Source organism: Mesorhizobium sp. M0701 (assembly GCF_040320365.1).
Classification (GTDB): Bacteria; Pseudomonadota; Alphaproteobacteria; order Rhizobiales; family Rhizobiaceae; genus Mesorhizobium.
In genome coordinates this window covers 1-21,283 of sequence record NZ_JAMYPO010000005.1, presented here as the reverse complement: position 1 = coordinate 21,283, position 21,283 = coordinate 1, and the positions used below count along the sequence as shown (strand labels likewise).

Below are 21,283 nucleotides of genomic sequence, written 5' to 3'. Positions count from 1 at the left end.
TCCGGTGTCGGTTGAATCATATTCTCAGGGTTGGGAAAAGGCCCGGCTGCAGATGTCCGCTAAAAATGACGCCGTTCGGCTCCCGGCGTTTCAAGCTGTTCACGAAGCGTGAAAGGCAACTTGCGGTGGCCTGCCGCAACAGTCTAGTGTCGCTTCTCTTCGAAAGCTGATTTTGGGGGAACCAATGCTGCAATGGCTGGATGGCGTGGCGGGTCCTGGTTATGCCGCAGCAATCCTATGGACGTTTGCAGTACTTGTCCTTCTGCTCATCATTCTTCTTATCATCAGGCTGGTCCGCAGCCTGACGTTCGGGACATTCGTCGCCGGCGGCAGGAACCGCAAGACGCGGCTGGCTGTCATGGATGCCACAGCGGTCGACAGTCACCGGCGGCTGGTGCTGGTGCGCCGTGACGATATCGAGCACCTGCTCTTGATCGGTGGTCCGACCGACGTCGTTGTCGAGCGCGACATCAGGCTCTCGGCGCTGCGGCGCCCGGCATTGACCGGAGACAACGGCCACCAGCCGGCAGCAAGGTCTGCTTCGACCACAGCCGCGCCGGTGAGGCAAGCGCCACCGCAGCCGGCAAGCGTAACCGCGACCCCTGTCCGAGCCCGCCAGACGGCGACGATGCCGGTAACAATGCCGGCGCCGGCGCCGAAACCGGCATCGAACGTCACACCGTTGCCAAGTTATGGATCCGTCAACGCCAATGCCTCGCGGCATGCGCAGCCGCCGGCAAGACAGGACTCCCCGGCAAGATACGAGCCGCCGGCACAGCACGAGTCGATTGACGATGCGCTGATGAAGGAGCTGGAGGTTTCCCTCGACGAGCCACGCTTCAGCCAAACGCCGAGCAAGCCGGTGGCGAAGGCATCGCCCTCTCTCGACGACGAGATGACGAAGCTCCTCGGCGAGTTGTCCAATCAGAAAAGATAGGCCGATAGCGAACGGCCAATGAAAATGGCCGGAAAACCGGCCATTGTGAACGCTTTACCGATGCCGCTGTTTTTCCCGGCGACTCAGTCGTCGCGGTAGACCTTCTCGCGCCGCTCATGGCGCTCCTGTGCCTCGATCGACAAGGTGGCGATCGGGCGCGCGTCGAGCCGCTTCAGCGCGATCGGCTCGCCCGTCTCCTCGCAATAACCGTAAGTGCCTTCGTCAAGGCGCTGGAGGGCCGAATCGATCTTGGAGATGAGTTTTCGCTGGCGATCGCGGGCGCGAAGTTCGATGGCGCGGTCGGTTTCGGAGGAGGCGCGATCGGCGAGGTCGGGGTGGTTGGCGTTTTCCTGCTGCAGGATTTCGAGAGTTTCGCGCGCTTCGCGCAAGATGTCGTTCTTCCAGGTGACGAGCTTCATGCGAAAGTAGGATTTCTGCCGCTCGTTCATGAACGGCTCGTCTTCGGAGGGCACGTAATCGGCGGTAACGATGTCGTTCATTCGACTCACCCAACAAACCCCAAATTTGGCGCCTATATATTCGCGGACCGAAAGCTGCACAAGGTCAATCGACAACAGTTTCACGCAATTGTTAGTCTCGGACAAACCAGCATCGGCGATGCCCTTTTTGCGAAGAATACGACCGAATCCGTACATGATTCGCTATGCTTGAGGGTGCTTGCCATTGCGCACGGAGCTCTTCTGATGGCAAATCCTGCGGCGTGCTGACGGGTTCGGTGCCCGGCACAACGGGGACCCGGTGATCAGACTTTACCTCCTGAGGCATGCGAAGGCCGGCTGGGCGCTGCCTGGCGTGGCTGACTTCGACCGCCCGCTCGATCCATCCGGCTTCGCCGATGCCGAAGCGATGGGCGTGCTGATGCGTTCGCGCAAATATGCACCGGCCCTCACCCTGTGCTCAAGCGCCAGGCGCGCCCGCCAGACGCTGGAAAGCTTGGCTGGCCATACGGACACGGGCCGGGTGCTGTTCTGTGACACCCTCTACAGCGACGATGCCGCCGCATACCTCACTGCCATCCGGCAGAATGGCGGGCTGGATGCCTTGCTCGTCATCGGCCACAATCCGATGATTGAGGATCTCGCCATGGCGCTCTCAGGCGACGGCGACGAGACCGCGCGGGCCATGCTGAACCACGGCTTCCCGACCTCCGCACTTGCGGTGGTCCGGTTCAACGGCAGACTTGCCGAGGCTGCGCCAGGCACCGGCTATCTCGAAGCCTTCCTGACGCCTGCCGATATCTGAGGCCATTTCAAAGCCGTGCATCAAAGCCTATATCGGATCCTGACCGGCCCGCGAGAACAGATTTGGCATCATCGCTGACGACTTTTACCGACGAGGCGAAGATTGCCTTGGATACGTTGTCAGGCCGCGCTGCCGGGCTTTTCGCTCCGTCACTGCGTCTTGGCGTGACCGGGCTGTCTCGCGCCGGCAAGACGGTGTTCATCTCGGCCCTTGTGCACAATCTGGTCCATGGCGGACGCTTGCCGCTGTTTGAGGCACAAAAATCGGGGCGCATCGCCCGCGCTTTTCTCGAAGAGCAGCCGGACGACGCCGTACCACGCTTCCAGTACGAGGATCACATCGCGGCTCTTGTCGACGACCGCGTCTGGCCGGATTCGACGCGTGCGATTTCCGAACTGAGGCTGACCATCGAATACGAATCGGCCTCTGGCTGGAGCCGCATGTTTTCCGCCGGCAAATTGTCGGTCGACATCGTCGATTATCCCGGCGAATGGCTGCTCGATCTGCCGCTGCTCGGCAAGTCCTACGCCGATTTTTCGCGTGAGGCCTTCGAGATGGCCGTGTTGCCGGTGCGTGTCGATCTTTCGCGGGAATGGCAGGCGCTCTCCGCCTCCGTCGACCCCAACGCCGACGCCGACGAGATGACGGCGCGCCGTCTCGCCGAGAGCTTCGCCGCCTATCTCAAGGCCTGCAAACTTGACGAGCGGGCGCTTTCGACCCTGCCGCCCGGCCGCTTCCTGATGCCCGGCGATCTTGAAGGCTCGCCCGCTCTCACCTTCGCGCCGCTGCCGAATCTGGGCGGCCGGCGCGCCCGCTCGGGATCGCTGCAGGCTATGATGGAGCGGCGCTACGAGGCTTACAAGACGCATGTCGTCAAGCCGTTCTTTCGCGAACACATCACGCGTCTCGACCGCCAGATCGTGCTCATCGACGCATTGCAGGCATTGAATGCCGGCCCCGGTGCGATGGCCGATCTGGAGCGCGCGGTCACCGAAATCCTGTCCTGTTTCCGGCCCGGCCGGGGCAACTTCCTGACCGACCTGTTTTCGAGGCGTATCGACCGCATATTGGTGGCCGCGACCAAGGCCGACCATCTGCACCACGAAAGCCACGACCGGCTGCAGGCGATCGTGCGGCGGCTAGCCGACCGAGCCGTGGCGCGGGCGAATTTCACCGGCGCCGACGTCGACGTCGTCGCTATGGCTGCCATGCGCGCGACCCGGGAAGGCACGGTCAAGCAGGGCCGCGAGACTTTGCCGGTCATTATCGGCACGCCATTGCGCGGCGAAAAAATCGATGGCAAAACCTTTGACGGAAAGACCGAAACAGCCATATTTCCCGGTGACTTGCCGGAGAACGTTGATGCGGTGTTCGACGTTTCCGAATCGACCCGCCCGCAGAACAATGACGACCCCGCGATCCGCTTCGTGCGCTTTCGCCCGCCGAAACTCGAGCGCACCGCCGAGGGTGTGACGCTGTCGCTGCCGCATATCAGGCTCGACCGCGCGCTGCAGTTCCTGATCGGAGATCATCTCGCATGAGTGCGCCCCGCAGACCGGCGGCCTTTCGCATAGAGCCGGAGCCCCAGCAGAAGGAAGATTCGACGGCTCACCATGCTGCGTCCGAGGCCGCGCCGGCGCGAAAGCCGCGTACCGTGACGGCGGATCTTGCCGTGGTCACACCGGCGGAGATCGACGTCTTCGACGAGCCTGATATCGTCGCTGCCGAACCGCCGCCGGCGATTGCGCCGCGAAAACGTTCGCCGCTTGGCAGCCTGTTCTTCGGCGCGCTGGGCGTTCTGGTTTCGCTCGCCGTCGGCCTCTGGACCGACCAGCTGATTCGCGACCTGTTCGAGCGCGCCGAGTGGCTGGGCTGGCTGGCTGCCGCTATGGCCGCGATCGCCATCCTGGCGCTTCTGATCATCCTCGTGCGCGAATTCATGGCGATTGCCCGCCTTGCCGAGGTCGAAAAGTTGCAGAAGCGGGCGCTCGATGCGATTGCCCGTGACGATCCGAAGGCCGCCCGCGCCGTGGTCGACGAGTTGTCGGTCTTTGTCTCGGCCAAGCCTGAAACCGCGGCAGGCAGGCGCTCGCTGGCCGAATTGCGCGGCGAGATCATTGACGGCGGCAATCTGGTGCGGCTGGCCGAGACCGAGATACTCGGCCCGCTCGATGCCCGCGCCAGGGTGATGATCCTCGAAGCGGCGAAGCGCGTCTCCCTGGTGACCGCGGTCAGCCCCCGCGCGCTGGTCGACGTCGCTTATGTCGTGTTCGAAGCCGGCCGGTTGATTCGCCGGCTGTCGGAGCTTTATGGCGGCCGCCCCGGCACGCTTGGCTTTTTTCGCCTGGCGCGCAGCGTTCTGGCCCATCTCGCGGTCACCGGGTCGATCGCCGTCGGCGACAGTTTCGTCCAGCAGATCGTCGGCCACGGCCTTGCCGCCCGGCTCTCGGCCAAGCTCGGCGAAGGCGTCGTCAACGGCATGATGACTGCGCGCATCGGCATTGCAGCGATGGAAACCGCAAGGCCCCTGCCCTTTTACGCAGTCAGGCGGCCCGGATTGGGCGATTTCCTCTCCGCGCTGACCTCCTTTGCAGCAAAGAAAGAAAAAGAAACGTCCGCTTCCGGAACGTGACTATTGCCTTGGGGTGACAAAGCATTAACCAATCTTGTCCATGGTCGGAAGCGTCCAACCAGTCTCTTTGTTGCCGGGTGTCGTCGATGAAAAGCGTTATTCTGTCCAGCGGGCTGCCCGTGGCGCTCGCGCTTGTCGCAACCGTCGGCATTGCCGGAAAGACCTCGGCGGCGGAACCGGACAAGCAGTTCTTTCGGTCGGTCGAAGGCAAATGGGTCGGCCCCGGGGAAATCGTTGCCGGCAAATACAAGGGCACGAAATTCACCTGCAGCTTCATCGGCTCGACGCCTGACGGCAAGGTCGGCATGTCGCTCGACGGCGGCTGCCGGGTAGGCATGTTCACCCAGCAGATGTCGGCAACGATCGAACACAAGGGCCGGCAGGGCTACAAGGGCAGCTTTATGGGCGGGGCCGCCGGCTCCGGCCTCGACATTATCGGCGGCAATGTCGTCGATGCGCACAAGGTGGTTTTCACCATCAATCGCAATCAGTTGCGCGGCGTTATGCAGGCGCTTGTCCCCGACGACAATTCGATGACGGTGACCGTTGCCGTGCGCGTCGACCAGCAGCTGGTCCCGGTCATCGGCATGAAGTTGAAGCGGGTCGATGCAGTCGAGGTCGGCTCCATAACTCCGAACTGAGCTTTCGGCGTGAAAAAGGCGGCAACCAAACGGCGCCGCCCTCTTTGATATGCAAATGGGTGCTCAACCCTTGATCGCGGCAATCACTTCGTCATAGGCCTTGCAGGCCTCGGCTGCTGTCGTGCCGCCCTGGTACTTGGTTGTGACCGCCTGGACCTTGGCCCCGAGGTCGGCTGCCTTGGCCGGACCCTTGGTAATCGCAACCTGAAGCAACGCCCGGGAGCCCATTATCCTGTGCAGTGCGCCTGCAATATCGCCTTCACAACGCGCCGGATTCGCACTGTTCGATCCGCTCCGAAGCCCCTATCTTGGCCGCTTGACTCCCAGGAGAGCGGAACGGCAGGCATGGCGGCAGAGGCATCGAACGGCGATCTGATCCAGGTGGTGGCGCTGCTCGCCGCCGGCGTCGTTGCGGTGCCGATCTTCAGGCGCATCGGACTTGGCTCCATCCTCGGCTATTTGACGGCCGGCGTCGTGATCGGTCCGTTCGGGCTGCGCATCTTTTCCGAATCGGAAGCCATTCTTCATGTCGCCGAACTCGGCGTCGTCATGTTCCTGTTCATCATCGGGCTGGAGATGCAGCCGTCACGGCTATGGGGCATGCGCCGCGAGATTTTCGGGCTTGGCGCGCTGCAGGTCGGCGTCTGCGCGGTCCTGCTGACCGCCGTCGGGCTGGCGGGAGGTTTTCCTATCGCGCAATCCTTCGTCGCCGGCGCCGGTTTCGTGCTCACCTCGACGGCAATCGTCATGCAATTGCTGGAAGAACGCGGCGAACTGGCCACGCCCAAGGGCCAGCGCATCGTCTCGGTCCTGCTCTTGGAAGACTTGGCCATCGTGCCATTGCTGGCGCTGATCGCCTTCCTCGCGCCGGGCGGCGCCGATATGAGCCTGTCGGATCGGTTGACGGAGGTCGGCATCGGCCTTGCCGCGATCGTCGGGCTGGTGCTTGCAGGACGCTATCTGCTCAATCCGTTCTTCCGTATTCTGGCGGATGCGCGCGCCCGTGAGGTGATGACCGCAGCCGCCCTTCTGGTCGTGCTCGGGTCGGCGCTCGCCATGCAGCTTTCCGGCCTGTCGATGGCGATGGGCGCCTTCCTGGCCGGCGTGCTTTTGTCGGAATCGACCTTCCGCCACCAGCTGGAGGCCGACATCGAACCATTCCGCGGCATTCTGCTCGGACTGTTCTTCCTCGCCGTCGGCATGTCGCTCGACCTGCATGTGGTCGTCGTCAACTGGCAGCTCATTGCCATCTATGTCGTCGCCTACATGATGATGAAGGCGATCGGCATCTATATCGTCGCCCGCATTCTCAAAACCGGCCACCGGGAAGCACTCGAGCGCGCGGTCTTCATGGCGCAAGGCGGCGAATTCGCCTTCGTCCTCTATTCCGCAGCGGCGGCTGTCGGTATCATCGATAGCCAGGCCAATGCGATGCTGACCGCCATCGTCATCATTTCCATGGTGCTGACGCCCTTAGCGATCATAGCATTGCGGTATCTGACGCCACGCGACGAGCAGTCGCTTGAAGGCGTCGATGTCGCCGAAGGCCTGACCGGCAGCGTGCTGATCATCGGCTTTGGCCGGTTCGGCCAGATCGCCAGCCAGCCGCTTTTGTTGCGCGGGATTGATGTGTCGATCATCGACAATGAGGTCGAGATGATCCAGGCGGCGGCCGATTTCGGCTTCAAGGTCTATTACGGCGACGGCACGCGGCTGGACATCCTGCGTGCCGCGGGCGCCGGGCGCGCACGCGCCGTGCTGATCTGCGTTGACAAGCCCGATGCCGCCGTGCGCATCGCCGAGCTCATCAAGGCGGAGTTTCCGTTGCTGACGGTGCTGGCGCGGGCTTTCGACCGCGGCACGGCGTTGCAGCTCATTCGTGCCGGCGTCGACTATCAGCTCCGCGAGACGTTCGAATCGGCGCTTGTCTTCGGCGGCTCGACACTGGAAGCTCTCGGCGTCGATCCGGAAGAGGTCGCCGAGGTAGTCGAGGACGTCCGCCGCCGCGATGCTGCCCGTTTCGAACTTCAACAGGCAGAAGGCATCCGCGCCGGGCGGCGCTTCCTCAAAGGCAATATCGGCACCCCCATCCCGACGCCGCTCAGCACGCCACGGCGCGTGGGCCAGGCGCTCAACGAGGAGACCGCCGGCGTGCTGCAGAAATCCGAACCGGCCGATTAAACGTTGGAAAGACGCGAATGATGAACGAACTGGACGAGCGCGCTGTCTCCATCACCAGATTCTGGCGCGACGCCGGGGAGGACGCGTGGTTCGAGAAGAACGACGCCTTTGATGCCGACTTCCGCACCCGGTTTCTCGATCTGCACTTTGCCGCCGCCCGCCGCGAATGCGACGGCTGGTCCGAACACGCCGAAGGGTCGCTGGCGCTGATGATCCTGCTCGACCAGTTTCCGCGAAACTGCTTTCGCGCCACCGGCCACATGTACGCCACGGACCCGCTGGCGCGGCATTTCGCCGGGAAAGCGATCGCTGCCGGCCATGACCTGGCACTCGACGAAGAGCTCCGCGTTTTTCTCTATCTGCCCTATGAGCATTCGGAGGACCTCGCCGATCAGCTCAAATCGGTAGAGCTTACCGCCGCCAAAGCCCCGATCTATCTGAAATATGCGATCGAGCATCGCGACATCATCCAGCGCTTCGGCCGCTTTCCGCATCGAAACAGGATGCTTGGCCGCGAGACGACACCGGACGAACAAATGTTCCTCGACGGAGGTGGGTTCTCCGGCTGATTTCAGGCACCGATGGCGGCAGCGTCAGGTTTTCCACCAATCCCGGCCTGACGGCAGCCGTTCAATGCCCGATGTGTCGACGGCGGCCAGCCGCTCCGATACGCTCTTGCCGTCGACCACAAGCTCCGGCGCAATTTCTGCCAGCGGCGCCAGCACGAAGGCGCGCTCCAGCATGCGCGGATGCGGCACCTCCAGTCCGGTCTCGTGGATGATGCGGTCGCCGAACACCAGAATGTCGATATCGATCAGGCGTGGACCCCAGCGCTCCTCGCGCACCCGCTTCAGTTTTCGCTCGGCGTCGAGGCAAACGTCGAGCAAAGCCCGTGGCGCGAGCGCGGTCGAAATTTCGGCCGCCGCGTTGAGGAAATCCGGCTGATCGAGCTTGCCCCAGGGCGGCGTGCGGTAGAGCGACGAAACGGCAACGACGCGCGTTCTCTCGTTGGCATCCAGAATGCCCAGTGCCGCAGCCATCGACTTCGCCGGATCACCGAGATTGCCGCCAAGGCTGAGATAGACGGTGTTGTTGTTGTTACTATTCTGGCCAGACAACGGTCACCTCGACATGATCGAGCACACCCGGCACCGGGGCGTTCGGCTTGCGCACGGTGATCTCGGCCTTTTTGATCTGCGGAAACCGCGCCGTCAGCGCCCTCGCCACTTCGAGCGCCAGCGCTTCGATCAGAAAGCGCCGTTCGCCGGTAATGATCTTCTCGATGACCGCAAAGGCGATGCCGTAATTGACGGTGTCCTCGATGGAATCCTCGACCAGCGCCTGCCCGGGATCCACCGTGAGTGCCGCATCGACATAAAAGCGCTGGCCGAGCGTCTCTTCTTCGTCCAGCACACCGTGCCGGGCAAAGAAGGCGCAGTTCTTCATGCGGATGACATACATGGCTCAGCTTTCCCCGATCTCACGTGCCAGCATAGCATCGGCGATGGCCAGCGCATCCACGTTGATTGCGACATCGTGGACGCGAAAGAGATGCGCGCCTTTGAGCCTCAGGATGACGCTGGTGGCCGCGGTCCCGGCGCCTCTTGCGGCTGCGTCGCGGCCGGTGACTGTGCCGATAAAGCGCTTTCGCGATGTGCCGGCCATCAGTGGAAAACCCAGCGCATGAAGTTCGGAAAACCGTGCCATCAGGTCAAGATTTTCCGCGGCCGTCTCCTTGGCGAAGCCGAAGCCCGGATCGAGCACGATATGATCGTCGGCAACACCGCTCCGCCGCGCGATTTCCAGCGACTTCCTGAGGAAGAAGAGCTGATCGGCAATCACGTCGGGCAGTTTCTGCCGGTCCCGTCCCGTGTGCATGACGACAAGGCCAGCGCCGGTTTCGGCCGCGACGCGGGCAATGCCCGGTTCCCGCTGCAGGCCCCAGACGTCATTGACGATATGCGCGCCGGCTTGGACGGCAAGCCGGGCCGTATCCTCGCGATAGGTATCGACCGAGATCAGCGTTCCGCCAGACGTCGCGAGCGCCTCGATGACCGGCAATATGCGAGCCTGCTCTTCCTTTGCGGAGACCGCAGACGCCCCGGGACGTGTCGATTCTCCGCCGATGTCGATGACGGAGGCCCCCTCCTCGACCATGCGGCGCGCCTGGGCCACTGCTTTTTCCGGCGCATCGAACAGGCCGCCGTCGGAAAAACTGTCCGGCGTGATGTTGAGGATGCCGACGATCACGGCCTTGCCGTCAAGGTCGAGATGGCGTCCGTGCGCCAACTGCCATCGCCCTGTCATCATTGCCCATCAACCATGTTCGATCCCGCGGCGTGGCGGGGGATCAATTCCGTTGCGCCGAGGACGGCGGTAAAGCAAGGTGGGGAAAGAGGCAACACGATGAAACGATCCCTCCTTTGCGCCCTGATGCTCGCTCTGACCGCATTCCCGGCCGGCGCTGCAACTCTCGTCAAGACATATAGTTATTTCCCGATCGGCGGCAGGACGCTCGACGACATCGAGACCCAGCTGTCGAAACTCGGGCCTCAGGTGAAAAGCACCGGGTCGCGGCATCCGGGAGCTACCCAGATGGCGTTCACCACCCGCGTCAGCTATGCGCAAAAGCCGGGCTCGTGCTGGATTGCCGACGCTGTCGTCACCGTCAAGGTCAAGGTCATCCTTCCTGAGTGGCGCCGCCCGCGCAAAGCCGATGCCGGCGTCAGGCTGTTCTGGGATACGTTGTCCGCCGACATCAAGCGCCATGAGGAACGCCACGTCGAGATTGCCAAGAACCACGGCCGCGAACTAGAAGACGCCTTGAAGGCGAGCTACCCGGAAAAGACCTGCGAACTGGCAAAGGCCCAAGCCGCAAAAATCACTGCGGCCATGCTTGCCAAACACGACCAGGACCAGATGCGCTTCGATCGCGTCGAAAGCGCCAATTTCCAAAGCCGCATCCTGCGGCTTTTGCACTATCGCATCGAGCGCATTGAGAACGGCCGGCTCGCTCCCGGCTGAACTCCGCGTCGTCGGACAAAGCCAATTTTGCCGAAACATAGTGCCAGCTTCGGAAAACTTTCGAGCCGCTGTCGAAATCGGCCTATAGCGAACGACATATGCCAGGTTCGCAGGGATCAGCCTCCGGCAAACGCCAATCGGCGTACTAGATGCTTCCCAGCCCGTCGCGGACGTGCACGCAGGCATAATGGATGAACGGATATGGACCAGGCTGTCGACAAGCAAACGATGGTGGAAACCAGCGCGCCGCTGACCGAAACCGAGAAAAACGCCATCATCGGCGGCGTGCTTTTGTCGATGCTGCTGGCGGCGCTCGACCAGACCATCGTCGCGCCGGCGATGCCGACGATGGCACGTCTGCTCGGGCATGCCGAATATCTGCCATGGATCGTGACCGGCTATCTTCTGACCGCGACCGCCGTGGCGCCGCTCTACGGCAAGATCTCCGATATTTATGGTCGCCGGCCGACCGTCTATGCTGCAATCCTGATCTTTCTCGCCGGTTCGCTGGTCAGCGCCACGGCCCCCAACATGCTGGTCCTGGTTGTCGGCCGGGCGATCCAGGGCGCCGGCGGCGGTGGTCTGTTCGCCCTGACGCAGACCGTGATCGGCGACCTCGTGCCGCCGCGCGAGCGGGCCCGATACGCCGCCTGGATCTCGGGCACATGGGCCGTCGCCAGCATCGCCGGGCCGCTGCTCGGCGGCACCTTCGCCGAACATCTGCATTGGTCGCTGATCTTCTGGATCAACATTCCGCTGGGCCTGCTGGCCATGGCGATCATCAACAACCCGCTCAAGAAGCTGCCGATCGCCGCAAAACATCACCGCATCGACGGCCTCGGCGCGCTGCTTCTGGTCGCGGCCACCTCGCTGCTGCTGCTTGCCTTGAACTGGGGCGGCAGCGAGTATCCGTGGCTGTCGCCTGAAATCCTTGGACTGCTCGCCTGCTCGGCGGTGTTCTGGAGCGCGTTCGCGCTGCGACTCATGCGCGCGGCCGAACCGCTGATCTCGCTCGAAGTGCTCGGCAATCCGATCGTTCTCGCCGGCACATTGTCGATGTTCCTGCTGCAGGCCGCCAATGTCGGCTTGTCGGTCTATCTGCCGGTCTACCTGCAGTCGGTCGTCGGCCTGTCAGTCAGTCAATCGGGCACCGCGTTGCTTGGGCTGATGCTCGGCACGGTGGCCGGTGCGACCTTCAGCGCGCGAATGATCCCGCGCTTTTTTCACTATAAACGCATTGCCATGATCGGAACTGTTTTCTCGATCCTGTGCCTCGGCGTGCTCAGCCTGGTCGCCGGGCATGCCTCACTGTTGCTCGTCGAGGTGTTGACGACCTGCGTAGGCCTGGGCACAGGCACGACCTTTCCGGTTGCCACCGTCTCGGTCCAGAACGCCGTCGATCGTATGCACCTTGGCGTGGCGACCGGCGTTCTCACCTTCCTGCGCTCGCTGGGCAGCGCGCTTGGCGTCGCTATGCTCGGTGCCGTCGCCCTTGGTTACGGGCTGCCGCTGGCCAGCGAAGGCACGCAGCCGGCCGGCCATATCGCCTCGGCCATGCCGTTCGTGATGATCTTTCTTGCCGCGGCCGCGATCTTGCTGTTGTCGCTCATCACGCTCTGGCTGATGCCGGAGAAAACGCTTCGCGGCCATGCCGAGGCTGTGGCCCCAACCCTGGCCGAATAGACCTGTCCGGCGAAATCCGGCGAGCTTCAGTCGACCACGCCGAGCTTCTTGTGCAGGCTGGTCGACGAGGTCGTATACTGGAATACGATGCGCTCGCCGGGGCTGATGATGCGCTTGGCTGCCTGCGCCATCAAGGCGACCTCGTGGAAGCCCGACAGGATCAGCTTCAGCTTGCCGGGGTACCAGTTGATGTCGCCGACGGCGAAGATGCCGGGAACCGACGTCTGGAATTTTTCGGTGTCGACCGGGATCAGGTTCTCGTGGAGGTTGAGCCCCCATTCGGCGATTGGGCCGAGCTTCATCGTCAGGCCGAAGAACGGCAGCATCCGCGTGCACGGCACTTCGACATCGCCCTCCGGCCCCTTGATCGTGGCCGAGACTAGCTGGCCGTCGCTGCCGGTCAGGCCAGTCACCTGTCCAACCTGGAATTCCAGCTGCTTCATCTCCTGCATGGCATACATCTTGTTGACACTGTCGGGCGCTGCGCGGAATTCGGGCCGCCGGTGCACCAGCGTCACGCTCTTGGCGACCGGCTGCAGGTTCAGCGTCCAATCGAGCGCCGAATCGCCGCCGCCGACGATGACGAGGTCATGGCCCCGAAAGTCCTCCATCCGGCGCACCGAGTAGAACACGCTCTTGTCTTCATAGGGTTCGATGCCTGGAATCGGCGGCCGCTTCGGCTGGAACGAACCGCCGCCGGCGGCAATCACCACAATTTTGGTTTCGAACACCTCGTTTTCGTCGGTAATGACGCGGAAGCTGCCGTCGTCCAGCCTTTCCAGGCTCGAAACCATGCGGCTATAGGTGAATTCGGGCTTGAACGGCGCGATCTGCTCAAGCAGCTTGTCGACCAGGCCTTGCGCCGAGATCGAGGGCCAAGCCGGAATGTCGTAGATCGGCTTTTCCGGGTAGAGTTCGGCGCATTGCCCGCCGGGCCGGTCGAGTATGTCGATCAGATGGCACTTCATGTCGAAGAGGCCGAGCTCGAATACGGCAAACAGGCCGATAGGCCCTGCCCCGACAATGAGTACGTCCGTCTTGGTGATAGCGGTCATGAAGCATGCGCCTTTATGGGAAAACGGCGCGACACTGCATGACCATTGGTCCGCTGCCAAGCGGCAGCCGCAAAAATCGGCTTCAGCCCTGGCGGGCCGGCACACGCACGACCAGCCCGTCGAGGGCGTCGCGCACCTTGATCTGGCATGACAGCCGCGAGTTCGGCTGGACCTCGTAGGCGAAATCCAGCATGTCCTCTTCCATGGCTTCCGGCTCGCCGACCTCCGCCGTCCAGGCTTCGTCGACATAAACATGGCAGGTCGCGCAGGCGCAGGCGCCGCCGCATTCCGCTTCTATTCCCGGCACCGCATTGCGGATCGCATTTTCCATGACGGTCGAGCCGTTTTCGGCATCCACGTCAAAATGCGTGCCGTCATGGGCGATGAAGGTCAGCTTGGTCATTTGTCACCTGAAGGGAGTCTGAGCCGACATAATCACTCTGCCGGACAAGTCAACTGCGGCGCCAAAGCGCCGCTGTGTGGCGTTTTGGGAATAAGCGCTACCGGCTGATGGCGGCGACGAAGTCGCGCACTTCTTCGATCAGCGAGCCAAGCCGCTTCAGCGTGCTGGCGTCTTCGGGCCGGCATTCGATCGCGCTGGCGCAATCGGCAATGGCGAAGGCGCCGACCCCGCGCGCCGAGCCTTTGAGCCCGTGTGCCAATAGCAGCCGCTGCCTGACATCCGCATCGACGATCTTGTCGCGCACCGACAGCGCCTGCTGCACGAACAGAGCCAGCACCTCCTGCTCGAGGCTCCGATCGCCCATCGTCTGGCGCGCAAGATGCGCCAGGTCGATCGGCCGCGCCCCGGCTGTCCCCGACACGTCGCCGCCGGGCATCGAGAAGGCAATGCCGTTTTCGCCACGCATCACTTTGAGACTCCGTTCTTCGACCGCCGCAAAAACTAGGCGTATCCGGTGGACAACGGGTTAATGATTGGCCCGGAAAAATGTCGCGATAACGGCGCCGGAATCACGGCTGTGTTAACCTTATATTTAAAGTTTTACGTATCGGGCGGAATGCATGTTTTCTTTACCCGGCTGTGTCATTACGATACGACAGGTCCATTTTCAGCCTCCTGCGCGGGACACGCTAGGCAGAATCAATAAGCAGAACCATAAGTCCCGCGGCAGCTTGTACAGGGTAGCGAAGGCATGGCGAAGAAACCAACGACGACAAGAACGCTCGACAGCGACGTAGCCAGGGAACTTGAAAAGGCACTTGATATCGATCTGAGCGGCGATGCCGGCGGCGACTTCGACATGGCTGCATCCATGGAAGATCTCGAAGCGCAAATATCGCAAGCCGCCGACGAGCTGGCGCGCGAAGGTCGCAGCCAGAACGAAGCGCCTGCCCCGGACCAGACCCAGAACGCGGCACCTGCCGCCAATCAAAGCCAGATCGCAAATCCCGCGCCAAAGGCCAAGCCGGCTGAGTTGCGTCCTGTCGCAACGCGCAATGGCTCGCAGCCGGCAGCTTTCTCGCCGGCCAACGACGATCGTCAAAAAGACTATAAGACGCTCCTGCACACCCTCAATCGGCGCGCCTCGAACACGATCTACTGGGTCGTGGCTTTCGTTTCGCTGGCCTGGATCGCCGGCGCTGGCGGCCTTGCGAACCTGTTGTTCGGACCTGGCATCTGGAACATCCGCACCTTCGATCAGTTTTTCGCCCGTCCGGAGCTGATCGGCCTGGCGGTCGCGGCAATCGTGCCCGTCATCCTGTTCTGGGCATTCGCAGTGATGATTCGCCGCGCTCAGGAGATGCGCCTTGCCGCGCAGTCGATGACCGAGGTGGCCTTCCGTCTGGCCGAGCCGGAAAATCTTGCCCAGGATCGCGTCATGATGATCGGCCAAGCGGTTCGCCGCGAGGTGGCAGCCATGGGCGAAGGCATCGAACGCACGCTTGCGCGTGCCGTCGAGCTCGAAACGCTGGTCCACAGCGAGGTGAACCAGATCGAGCGCTCCTATTCAGAGAACGAGTCCCGCATCCGCTCGCTGGTCGACGGGCTGGGCAGCGAGCGCGAAGCGGTCGTCACTCATGCCGAGCGCGTGCGCGCCTCGATCACCGGCGCCCACGAGACACTGAAAGACGAGATCAACGCCGCCAGCGATATCATTCGCGACAGCATTCTCAACGCCTCGACCAAGCTGTCGATGACGATCAACGAATCCGGCGACACGCTGATCGACAGGATCAACGGAAGCTCGATGTCGATCTTCGATTCGGTGGAAGGCCGGCTCGAATCGATCACCGATCGGCTGTCGACGTCGGGCGAGGCCTTCGCCAGCCTGCTCGACACCCGGATCGCCAAGCTGACGGACACCACCGATGGCCTGACACGGTCACTGACCGACCTGCTCGACGACCGCACGAGCGGCATGGTGTCGCTGCTCGGCGGTGCCGCCCGCACACTCAATTCGGAATTCGAAGCCAGCCTCAACGGCATCGAGCGGACGCTTGCCGAACGTGGCCAGGCGCTGATCAGCGAGTTCCAGACCCGCGCCGAGGCGCTCGACACCGGCACGCAGAAGCTCAACGCCGCGCTGGAGGCTCGCGCACGCCAGATCAACGAGACGCTGGTCGAGCGCGCCCGCGAAATCGCCCACACCTTCCAGGATAGCAAGGAGACGCTGTCTGCGATGATCGATCAGGGCAAGACCCAGATCGGCGCCGACATGGCCGACATCATTTCATCGACCTCGACCATGCTTGAAGCCCGCGCCGGCGATTTCGCCGGGCGCATGGAAGCGGCGCGCCATGTCGTATCGCGTTCGTTCGATACGGACATCGAGCGGCTTGCCGATGCTCGCGCCGGCATCGAGGAAGCCGTCGAGAACCACAGCCGCAAGCTTTCCGAAAGCCGCGACCGGATGGCGGCGGCAATGCAGGCCGATCTGGCGAAGTTCGCCGAAGGTCGCGCCGAAATCGACGCAGCGGTGGCTAACCAGGTGCAGAAGCTAGCCGAAGGCCGCGGCCTGATCTCGCGCGCCCTTGAAGAGGATCTGCGCAAGGTCAACGAATCGCGCGCAGCGATCGACGCTTCGCTGGGCAGCCATCTCGAAAGCCTTGAAGAGGGTCGCAACAGGCTTGCCCAGGCCTTGAACGAAGACTCTGGAAAACTCGTGCAAACCCGCACGATAATTGATGAAATGGTTGCCGGGCATGTCGGCAAGCTCGCCGAAGGCCGCAGCATCCTTTCGCGCGCGCTCGAGGCCGACCTCGGCAAGCTGGCAGAGAGTCGCGCCAGCATCGACGGCCTCGTCGGCGGTCAGGTCGAAAAGATCGCCGAGGGTCGCGCCATACTCGCCAGCGCGCTGGAAGCCGACATCGCCGGCATCAATGGCCTCATCGAGGCCCATTCGGCGAAATTGGCGCAAGACCGCAGCGGCCTTTCCCAGTCACTCGATAACGACCTGTCCGACATCAGGAGCCTGATCGCCGATCATTCTGGCAGGCTCGCCGATGACCGCAGCATGCTTTCGAAGACGCTTGAAGACGATCTTGCCAAGCTGGCCGAAAGCCGGTCGAGCATCGATGGGCTGGTTGCCGGCCAGGTCGAGAAGCTGGCCGAAGGCCGCGACATCCTCAAGCGCGCGCTTGAATCGGACCTGAACGCGATCAAGGGCGTCATCGCCAGCCAGTCTGAAAAGCTGGCGGAAGACCGTGGCCAGTTGTCGCGGGCACTGGAGAGCGACCTGCAGGCCGTGCGGGGCGTTGTCTCCGATCACATGAACAAGCTCACCGAAGACCGTTCGACCCTTTCGAAGGCGCTCGAAGACGATCTCGCCAAGTTGGCCGAAAGCCGCTCGAGCATCGATGTGATGGTTGCCGGCCAGATGGAAAAGCTGGCTGAGGGCCGCGATATCCTCAAGCGCGCGCTCGAAGCCGATCTGAGCACCGTCAAGGGCGTTATAGCCAGTCAATCCGAGAAGCTGGCGGAGGATCGCGGTCAGCTGTCACGGGCACTGGAGACCGATCTCGAGACCGTGCGGGGCGTCGTCTCCGAACATATGAACAAGCTCGCCGAGGACCGTTCGGCCCTGTCGAAGGCGCTCGAGGACGATCTCGCCAGGCTGGCAGAAAGCCGGTCGAGCATAGACGGCCTGGTCGCAGGCCAGGTCGAGAAGCTGGCCGAGGGTCGCGACATCCTCAAGCGCGCGCTGGAAGACGATCTTGCCAAGCTGGCCGAAAGCCGCTCGAGCATCGACGGACTGGTTTCCGGCCAGGTCGAGAAGCTGGCCGAAGGCCGCGACATCCTCAAGCGCGCCTTGGAGGCCGATCTCAGCACGATCAGGGGCGCCATCGCCGATCAGTCGCAGCTATTGACCGACAATCGCGCGCAGTTTTCGCGTGCGCTGGAAGCCGATCTCGGCAACGTGAACAGCCTTGTCGCAACCCACGCAGAGAAGCTCGTCCAGGACCGCTCGACCCTGTCGAAGGCGCTCGAGGACGATCTCGCCAAGCTGGCCGAAAGCCGCTCGAGCATCGACGGGCTGGTTGCCGGTCAGGTCGAGAAACTGGCCGAAGGCCGCGACATACTCAGGCGCGCGTTGGAAGCCGATCTGGAGAGGCTTGCAATGAGCCGCAGCGAAGTCGATGAGATCGTCGCCGGTCATGTCGGCAAGCTGAGCGAGGGCCGCGACATGCTGACCCGCGCATTGCAGGACGATCTCTCCAGGCTCGCCGAAACGCGCAAGGATGTCGACCGTTCGCTGTCCGGCCATATCGACCAGATCGCCGCCAGGAGCACCGACATCTCCGATGCGATCGCTGCGGACGTAGAAAAGATCGAGCAGGCGTTCAGCCGGCAGACAGGCATCATTGAAGAGCGCGCCAGCACAATGGAGCGGGCGCTGTCGACGGGTGTCGACAACGTGCGCAGTGTGCTCGAAAGAAGCGCGGTCTTCGTCGCCGGCGCGCTGCGCGAGAAGGTCATGGAAGTTACCAGCGCGCTGCATGAGCAGGCGGGCGCGGCATTCAGCGATGCCGACCGCAAGATCGCCGAGCGCGCCGAGCAGACCTCGGCCGCCCTGCTCGCCAGGGCGGAGGACATCGCCCGCACGTTCGAGGAGGCGGATCGTCGCCTCGCCGCCCGCGCCGAGGATACGTCGAGCGCACTGATTGCCCGCGCCGACGACACGTCGAACACCTTGTTCGCGCGTGCCCAGGAAACGGCCGATCAGCTGGCAGCCCGGGCAAGTGAGATTGCCGGTACCTTCGACGCGGCGGACCACAGGCTGGTCTCTCGCGCCATCGAAACGGCCCAGTCGCTGGCTGCGCGTGCCGGCGACATCCTGCGCAATTTCGAAACGGCCGACGAGCGGCTGGGCGTGCGCATCGGCGAATCCGCCGAAGCTCTCGCGGCACGTGCGTCGGATCTCGGTCGCATTTTCGATGCCGCCGACCAGCAACTTATTTCGCGCATTGCCGAAGGCTCTGAAGCACTTTCGGCCCGTGCGTCCGAGATCGGCCGCATCTTCGAGGAGGCCGATCATCGCCTGGTGGCCCGTATCGCTGACAGCAGCACCGCAATCGGCGAACATGCCGACACCATTGTCGGTGCCTTCACCAGCACCGAGCAGCGGGTTGCCGAACGCGCCAGGCAGACTGGCCAGGAACTCGCCGTCCATGCCCGTGAAATCGAGCAGCTGCTTGCCGGTGCCGACGAACGCCTGGCATCGAGTGCTGCCGCCACTGCGGCCCGCGTCGAGGAGCAGGTCGCCACCGTCGAGAACCGCCTCGCCTACTCCGCCGAGACAATGGGCCAAAAGCTCAACGAACAAGTCTCGGGTGCCGAGGCGCAACTGGTCTCGCGCGCCAACTCGATCGCCGAAACCTTCACCGCGGTCGGCCAGCATATCGGCCAGAGCACCAATGACGCTGCAAAGACCATCGGTGCCAATACTCGCGAGCTCAATACGATGCTTGCGGCACGTTCGGCCGAAATATCGAAAATCCTGGACGAGACGGCACGGCCTCTGGTCGAGCGCTTCGCCCAGGGCGGCTCCGAGCTGCAAAAGAGCATGGAAGAGGTCACCGAACGTGCGACCGAGAAGCTGCGCACTCAAAACGCCGCCCTCGTCGACGCCCTCGCCAGCCGTACGGCCGAAACCCTGTCGGCCGTCGAAGGCGCGCGCTCGACGCTTGCCGACAGCGTTGCCGACCTCATCGGCCGCATGACCACCTCCAGCTCGCAGCTCGGTCAGTTGATCGAGCAGGCGGCGACCAATCTCGGCCAGGTCGACGAACGCCTTACCGGGAGCACGCAAAGCTTCGCGGCGACCACGGAAAAGACCGCGCAGACCTTCGCCAGTTCGGCGCGTCTGGTCGATTCGAACACGACGCGGCTCACCGAGCTGTCGTCGTCGACCTTGCGCGAGGTTGCTTCAATCGCCACCAAGTTCGACGAGCACAGCCGGTTGCTTTCCAGTGCCTCGGACCTGTTGAGCTCGGCCCAGAGCAATCTCGAGCACACGCTCGAAAGGCAATCGTCGCTGGAGGACCTTGCCGTCGGCCTTGTCAAGAAATCGGAAGATCTCGAAAGGGTCATGCGCTCGTTCGAGAATCTGGTCGGCCAGACGCTGCAGAACGCCGAAGGCAAGACGCTGGAATCCGCCGACAAGATCCGCACCGCGATTTCCGAAGTGGTCGATTCGGCAACCAAGCGCTTTGCCGATGCGACCGAGGAGATGCGGCGTACCGCCGGCTCGATCAAGAGCGAGCTCGACCTCACCCGGGCCGAGCTTAAGAAAGGCGTCATCGAGATGCCGGAAGAGGCAAAGGAATCAACCACGGCTATCCGCCGTGCCGTTTCAGAGCAGATCAACGCGCTGAAGGAACTTTCTGAAATCGTTGCGAAATCTGGCCGCAGCGCCGACAGTTCGGAACAGCGCAACCTGCGTCCGGCGCCGCAAGCGCCTGCCGCACGCCCCGCCGAACCGCCACGTCGCCCGGCTCCGGCTCCCGAACAGCGCCGTGCACCGCAGGCGCCTTCGGGCGAGACGGCGCTGCGCGGCACGCTCGACCTCGAACGTCCCGCAGACCAAGCGCCGCGCCAGCGCGATCCCAACGGCCGTACGCCGCAGGGCGGTTGGGTGCGTGATCTCCTGACCGGTGCATCACGCGAAGACGACGCCAAGCCGGCAGCGCCTGCCGAAGCGCCGCGCCCGGCTCCCGCTGCGCGGTCGCCGCTTCATGTCGTGGAATCGCTGAACTCGCTCTCGGTCGATATCGCACGCGCCATCGATCACGATGCCTCGATCGAGCTGTGGAACCGCTACCGGCGCGGCGAGCGCGACGTCTTCACGCGCCGACTTTACACGCTGAAGGGCCAGCAGACGTTCGACGAGATCCGCCGCAAATATCAGTCAGAGGCGGAGTTCCGCGCTGCTGTCGATCGTTACTGCGACGATTTCGAAAAGCTGCTCAAGGACGTGTCGCGCAACGACCGCGACAACATCATGGCGCAGACCTACCTGACGTCGGACACCGGCAAGGTCTACACCATGCTTGCCCATGCCAGCGGCCGTCTGCACTAGAGCCTTTCACGTTTTGATGGAAGCGTAGCCGGCGTTTGCGAAGTAGTTGTTGCATTCGGTTGCCTCGATCGTTTCAACGAGGTGGCCGATGTGGCGCCAAGTGTCCTCGACGGTACGTTTCTGAGCTTGGCGCATCCAGTGTTTGATTTTGGCAAAGGCCTGCTCGATCGGATTGAGGTCTGGGGAGTAGGGCGGTAGGTACCAAAGCCTGGCGCCGGCCGCCTTGATCATCTGCCTGATGGCCGCCGACTTATGACTTCCCAGATTATCCATGACGACGATGTCGCCGGGTTTCAGCACGGTGATGAGCTGCTGCTCGACATAGG

The 21,283-nt window shown here is 63.0% G+C and carries 19 protein-coding genes; 10 read left to right on the top strand and 9 right to left on the bottom strand.

The features are described 5' to 3' along the window. The first annotated feature begins 184 nt into the window (after positions 1–184). Positions 185–937: a hypothetical protein gene (locus NKI24_RS06645; protein WP_352705764.1), complete on the top strand. Its 753-nt coding sequence runs from the start codon at positions 185–187 to the stop codon at positions 935–937. An 83-nt stretch (positions 938–1,020) separates the two neighbouring features. Here the strand turns inward: NKI24_RS06645 and dksA are convergent, their stop codons facing one another. Then, entirely contained in the window at positions 1,021–1,437 is a 417-nt protein-coding gene (gene dksA, locus NKI24_RS06640) for an RNA polymerase-binding protein DksA (protein WP_023674847.1), read from the bottom strand. A 259-nt stretch (positions 1,438–1,696) separates the two neighbouring features. Here dksA and NKI24_RS06635 point away from each other — a divergent pair, with 259 nt between their 5' ends. From NKI24_RS06635 to NKI24_RS06620, 4 genes are all read left to right on the top strand, one after another. After that, positions 1,697–2,200, top strand: a complete 504-nt coding sequence (locus tag NKI24_RS06635) for a SixA phosphatase family protein (protein ID WP_352448743.1) — start codon at positions 1,697–1,699, stop codon at positions 2,198–2,200. Positions 2,201–2,262: 62 nt separating this feature from the next. Continuing rightward, complete coding sequence (locus NKI24_RS06630) at positions 2,263–3,741, top strand: YcjX family GTP-binding protein (RefSeq protein WP_352448742.1); 1,479 nt, start codon at positions 2,263–2,265, stop codon at positions 3,739–3,741. Then, positions 3,738–4,832: a YcjF family protein gene (locus tag NKI24_RS06625; protein ID WP_352448741.1), complete on the top strand. Its 1,095-nt coding sequence runs from the start codon at positions 3,738–3,740 to the stop codon at positions 4,830–4,832. Before NKI24_RS06630 ends, NKI24_RS06625 begins: the two co-directional genes overlap by 4 nt. 86 nt (positions 4,833–4,918) lie before the next feature. Further along, the gene (locus NKI24_RS06620; RefSeq protein ID WP_352448740.1) at positions 4,919–5,473 is read left to right on the top strand and encodes a hypothetical protein; all 555 of its coding nucleotides are present in this window, start codon (positions 4,919–4,921) and stop codon (positions 5,471–5,473) included. A gap of 63 nt (positions 5,474–5,536) precedes the next feature. Here NKI24_RS06620 and NKI24_RS06615 read toward each other — a convergent pair whose 3' ends face one another. Continuing rightward, positions 5,537–5,701, bottom strand: a complete 165-nt coding sequence (locus tag NKI24_RS06615) for a hypothetical protein (protein ID WP_352705769.1) — start codon at positions 5,699–5,701, stop codon at positions 5,537–5,539. 117 nt (positions 5,702–5,818) lie between these two features. On the opposite strand from NKI24_RS06615, the gene NKI24_RS06610 reads away from it, so the two are divergent. After that, complete coding sequence (locus tag NKI24_RS06610; protein ID WP_352448738.1) at positions 5,819–7,654, top strand: monovalent cation:proton antiporter-2 (CPA2) family protein; 1,836 nt, start codon at positions 5,819–5,821, stop codon at positions 7,652–7,654. A gap of 20 nt (positions 7,655–7,674) precedes the next feature. Further along, positions 7,675–8,223, top strand: coding sequence for a DUF924 family protein (locus tag NKI24_RS06605; RefSeq protein WP_352448961.1), 549 nt, complete (start codon positions 7,675–7,677; stop codon positions 8,221–8,223). Between the two features lie 24 nt (positions 8,224–8,247). Here NKI24_RS06605 and folK read toward each other — a convergent pair whose 3' ends face one another. From folK to folP, 3 genes are read right to left on the bottom strand one after another with little or no spacing between them, the layout of a single operon-like run. After that, positions 8,248–8,772 carry a 2-amino-4-hydroxy-6-hydroxymethyldihydropteridine diphosphokinase gene (folK, locus tag NKI24_RS06600; RefSeq protein ID WP_352705772.1) on the bottom strand — a complete coding sequence of 175 codons (525 nt, stop codon included), beginning with the start codon at positions 8,770–8,772 and terminating at the stop codon, positions 8,248–8,250. Further along, complete coding sequence (gene folB / locus NKI24_RS06595) at positions 8,756–9,115, bottom strand: dihydroneopterin aldolase (RefSeq protein ID WP_352568755.1); 360 nt, start codon at positions 9,113–9,115, stop codon at positions 8,756–8,758. The genes folK and folB overlap by 17 nt, the downstream gene beginning before the upstream one ends. A gap of 3 nt (positions 9,116–9,118) precedes the next feature. Further along, complete coding sequence (folP, locus tag NKI24_RS06590) at positions 9,119–9,964, bottom strand: dihydropteroate synthase (protein ID WP_352448736.1); 846 nt, start codon at positions 9,962–9,964, stop codon at positions 9,119–9,121. A 96-nt stretch (positions 9,965–10,060) separates the two neighbouring features. On the opposite strand from folP, the gene NKI24_RS06585 reads away from it, so the two are divergent. Next, the gene (locus NKI24_RS06585; RefSeq protein ID WP_352742606.1) at positions 10,061–10,678 is read left to right on the top strand and encodes a DUF922 domain-containing Zn-dependent protease; all 618 of its coding nucleotides are present in this window, start codon (positions 10,061–10,063) and stop codon (positions 10,676–10,678) included. A 201-nt stretch (positions 10,679–10,879) separates the two neighbouring features. Then, positions 10,880–12,361, top strand: coding sequence for an MDR family MFS transporter (locus NKI24_RS06580; RefSeq protein WP_352455682.1), 1,482 nt, complete (start codon positions 10,880–10,882; stop codon positions 12,359–12,361). Between the two features lie 26 nt (positions 12,362–12,387). Here NKI24_RS06580 and NKI24_RS06575 read toward each other — a convergent pair whose 3' ends face one another. From NKI24_RS06575 to NKI24_RS06565, 3 genes are all read right to left on the bottom strand, one after another. Then, positions 12,388–13,416: an NAD(P)/FAD-dependent oxidoreductase gene (locus tag NKI24_RS06575; RefSeq protein ID WP_352744022.1), complete on the bottom strand. Its 1,029-nt coding sequence runs from the start codon at positions 13,414–13,416 to the stop codon at positions 12,388–12,390. Positions 13,417–13,498: 82 nt separating this feature from the next. Next, positions 13,499–13,819 (bottom strand): 2Fe-2S iron-sulfur cluster-binding protein, encoded by a 321-nt coding sequence (locus NKI24_RS06570; RefSeq protein WP_023674833.1) that lies wholly within the window; start codon positions 13,817–13,819, stop codon positions 13,499–13,501. A gap of 97 nt (positions 13,820–13,916) precedes the next feature. Next, positions 13,917–14,285: an Hpt domain-containing protein gene (locus NKI24_RS06565; protein WP_292660938.1), complete on the bottom strand. Its 369-nt coding sequence runs from the start codon at positions 14,283–14,285 to the stop codon at positions 13,917–13,919. A 285-nt stretch (positions 14,286–14,570) separates the two neighbouring features. On the opposite strand from NKI24_RS06565, the gene NKI24_RS06560 reads away from it, so the two are divergent. Next, positions 14,571–20,957: an apolipoprotein A-IV repeat region-like domain-containing protein gene (locus tag NKI24_RS06560; protein WP_352744020.1), complete on the top strand. Its 6,387-nt coding sequence runs from the start codon at positions 14,571–14,573 to the stop codon at positions 20,955–20,957. 6 nt (positions 20,958–20,963) lie between these two features. On the opposite strand, the gene NKI24_RS06555 is transcribed toward NKI24_RS06560, so the two are convergent. Further along, a partial coding sequence (locus NKI24_RS06555; protein WP_352744018.1) for a transposase occupies positions 20,964–21,283 on the bottom strand: 320 nt, incomplete at its 5' end.

What these genes read in the sequence shown, in the direction of transcription:
- NKI24_RS06645 (WP_352705764.1), top strand. Translation starts at nt 185, where the DNA reads ATGCTGCAATGGCTGGATGGCGTGGCGGGTCCTGGTTATGCCGCAGCA.
- dksA (WP_023674847.1), bottom strand. Translation starts at nt 1,437, where the DNA reads ATGAACGACATCGTTACCGCCGATTACGTGCCCTCCGAAGACGAGCCG.
- NKI24_RS06625 (WP_352448741.1), top strand. Translation starts at nt 3,738, where the DNA reads ATGAGTGCGCCCCGCAGACCGGCGGCCTTTCGCATAGAGCCGGAGCCC.
- NKI24_RS06620 (WP_352448740.1), top strand. Translation starts at nt 4,919, where the DNA reads ATGAAAAGCGTTATTCTGTCCAGCGGGCTGCCCGTGGCGCTCGCGCTT.
- NKI24_RS06615 (WP_352705769.1), bottom strand. Translation starts at nt 5,701, where the DNA reads ATGGGCTCCCGGGCGTTGCTTCAGGTTGCGATTACCAAGGGTCCGGCC.
- NKI24_RS06610 (WP_352448738.1), top strand. Translation starts at nt 5,819, where the DNA reads ATGGCGGCAGAGGCATCGAACGGCGATCTGATCCAGGTGGTGGCGCTG.
- NKI24_RS06605 (WP_352448961.1), top strand. Translation starts at nt 7,675, where the DNA reads ATGAACGAACTGGACGAGCGCGCTGTCTCCATCACCAGATTCTGGCGC.
- folB (WP_352568755.1), bottom strand. Translation starts at nt 9,115, where the DNA reads ATGTATGTCATCCGCATGAAGAACTGCGCCTTCTTTGCCCGGCACGGT.
- folP (WP_352448736.1), bottom strand. Translation starts at nt 9,964, where the DNA reads ATGATGACAGGGCGATGGCAGTTGGCGCACGGACGCCATCTCGACCTT.
- NKI24_RS06585 (WP_352742606.1), top strand. Translation starts at nt 10,061, where the DNA reads ATGAAACGATCCCTCCTTTGCGCCCTGATGCTCGCTCTGACCGCATTC.
- NKI24_RS06580 (WP_352455682.1), top strand. Translation starts at nt 10,880, where the DNA reads ATGGACCAGGCTGTCGACAAGCAAACGATGGTGGAAACCAGCGCGCCG.
- NKI24_RS06575 (WP_352744022.1), bottom strand. Translation starts at nt 13,416, where the DNA reads ATGACCGCTATCACCAAGACGGACGTACTCATTGTCGGGGCAGGGCCT.
- NKI24_RS06570 (WP_023674833.1), bottom strand. Translation starts at nt 13,819, where the DNA reads ATGACCAAGCTGACCTTCATCGCCCATGACGGCACGCATTTTGACGTG.
- NKI24_RS06565 (WP_292660938.1), bottom strand. Translation starts at nt 14,285, where the DNA reads ATGCGTGGCGAAAACGGCATTGCCTTCTCGATGCCCGGCGGCGACGTG.
- NKI24_RS06560 (WP_352744020.1), top strand. Translation starts at nt 14,571, where the DNA reads ATGGCGAAGAAACCAACGACGACAAGAACGCTCGACAGCGACGTAGCC.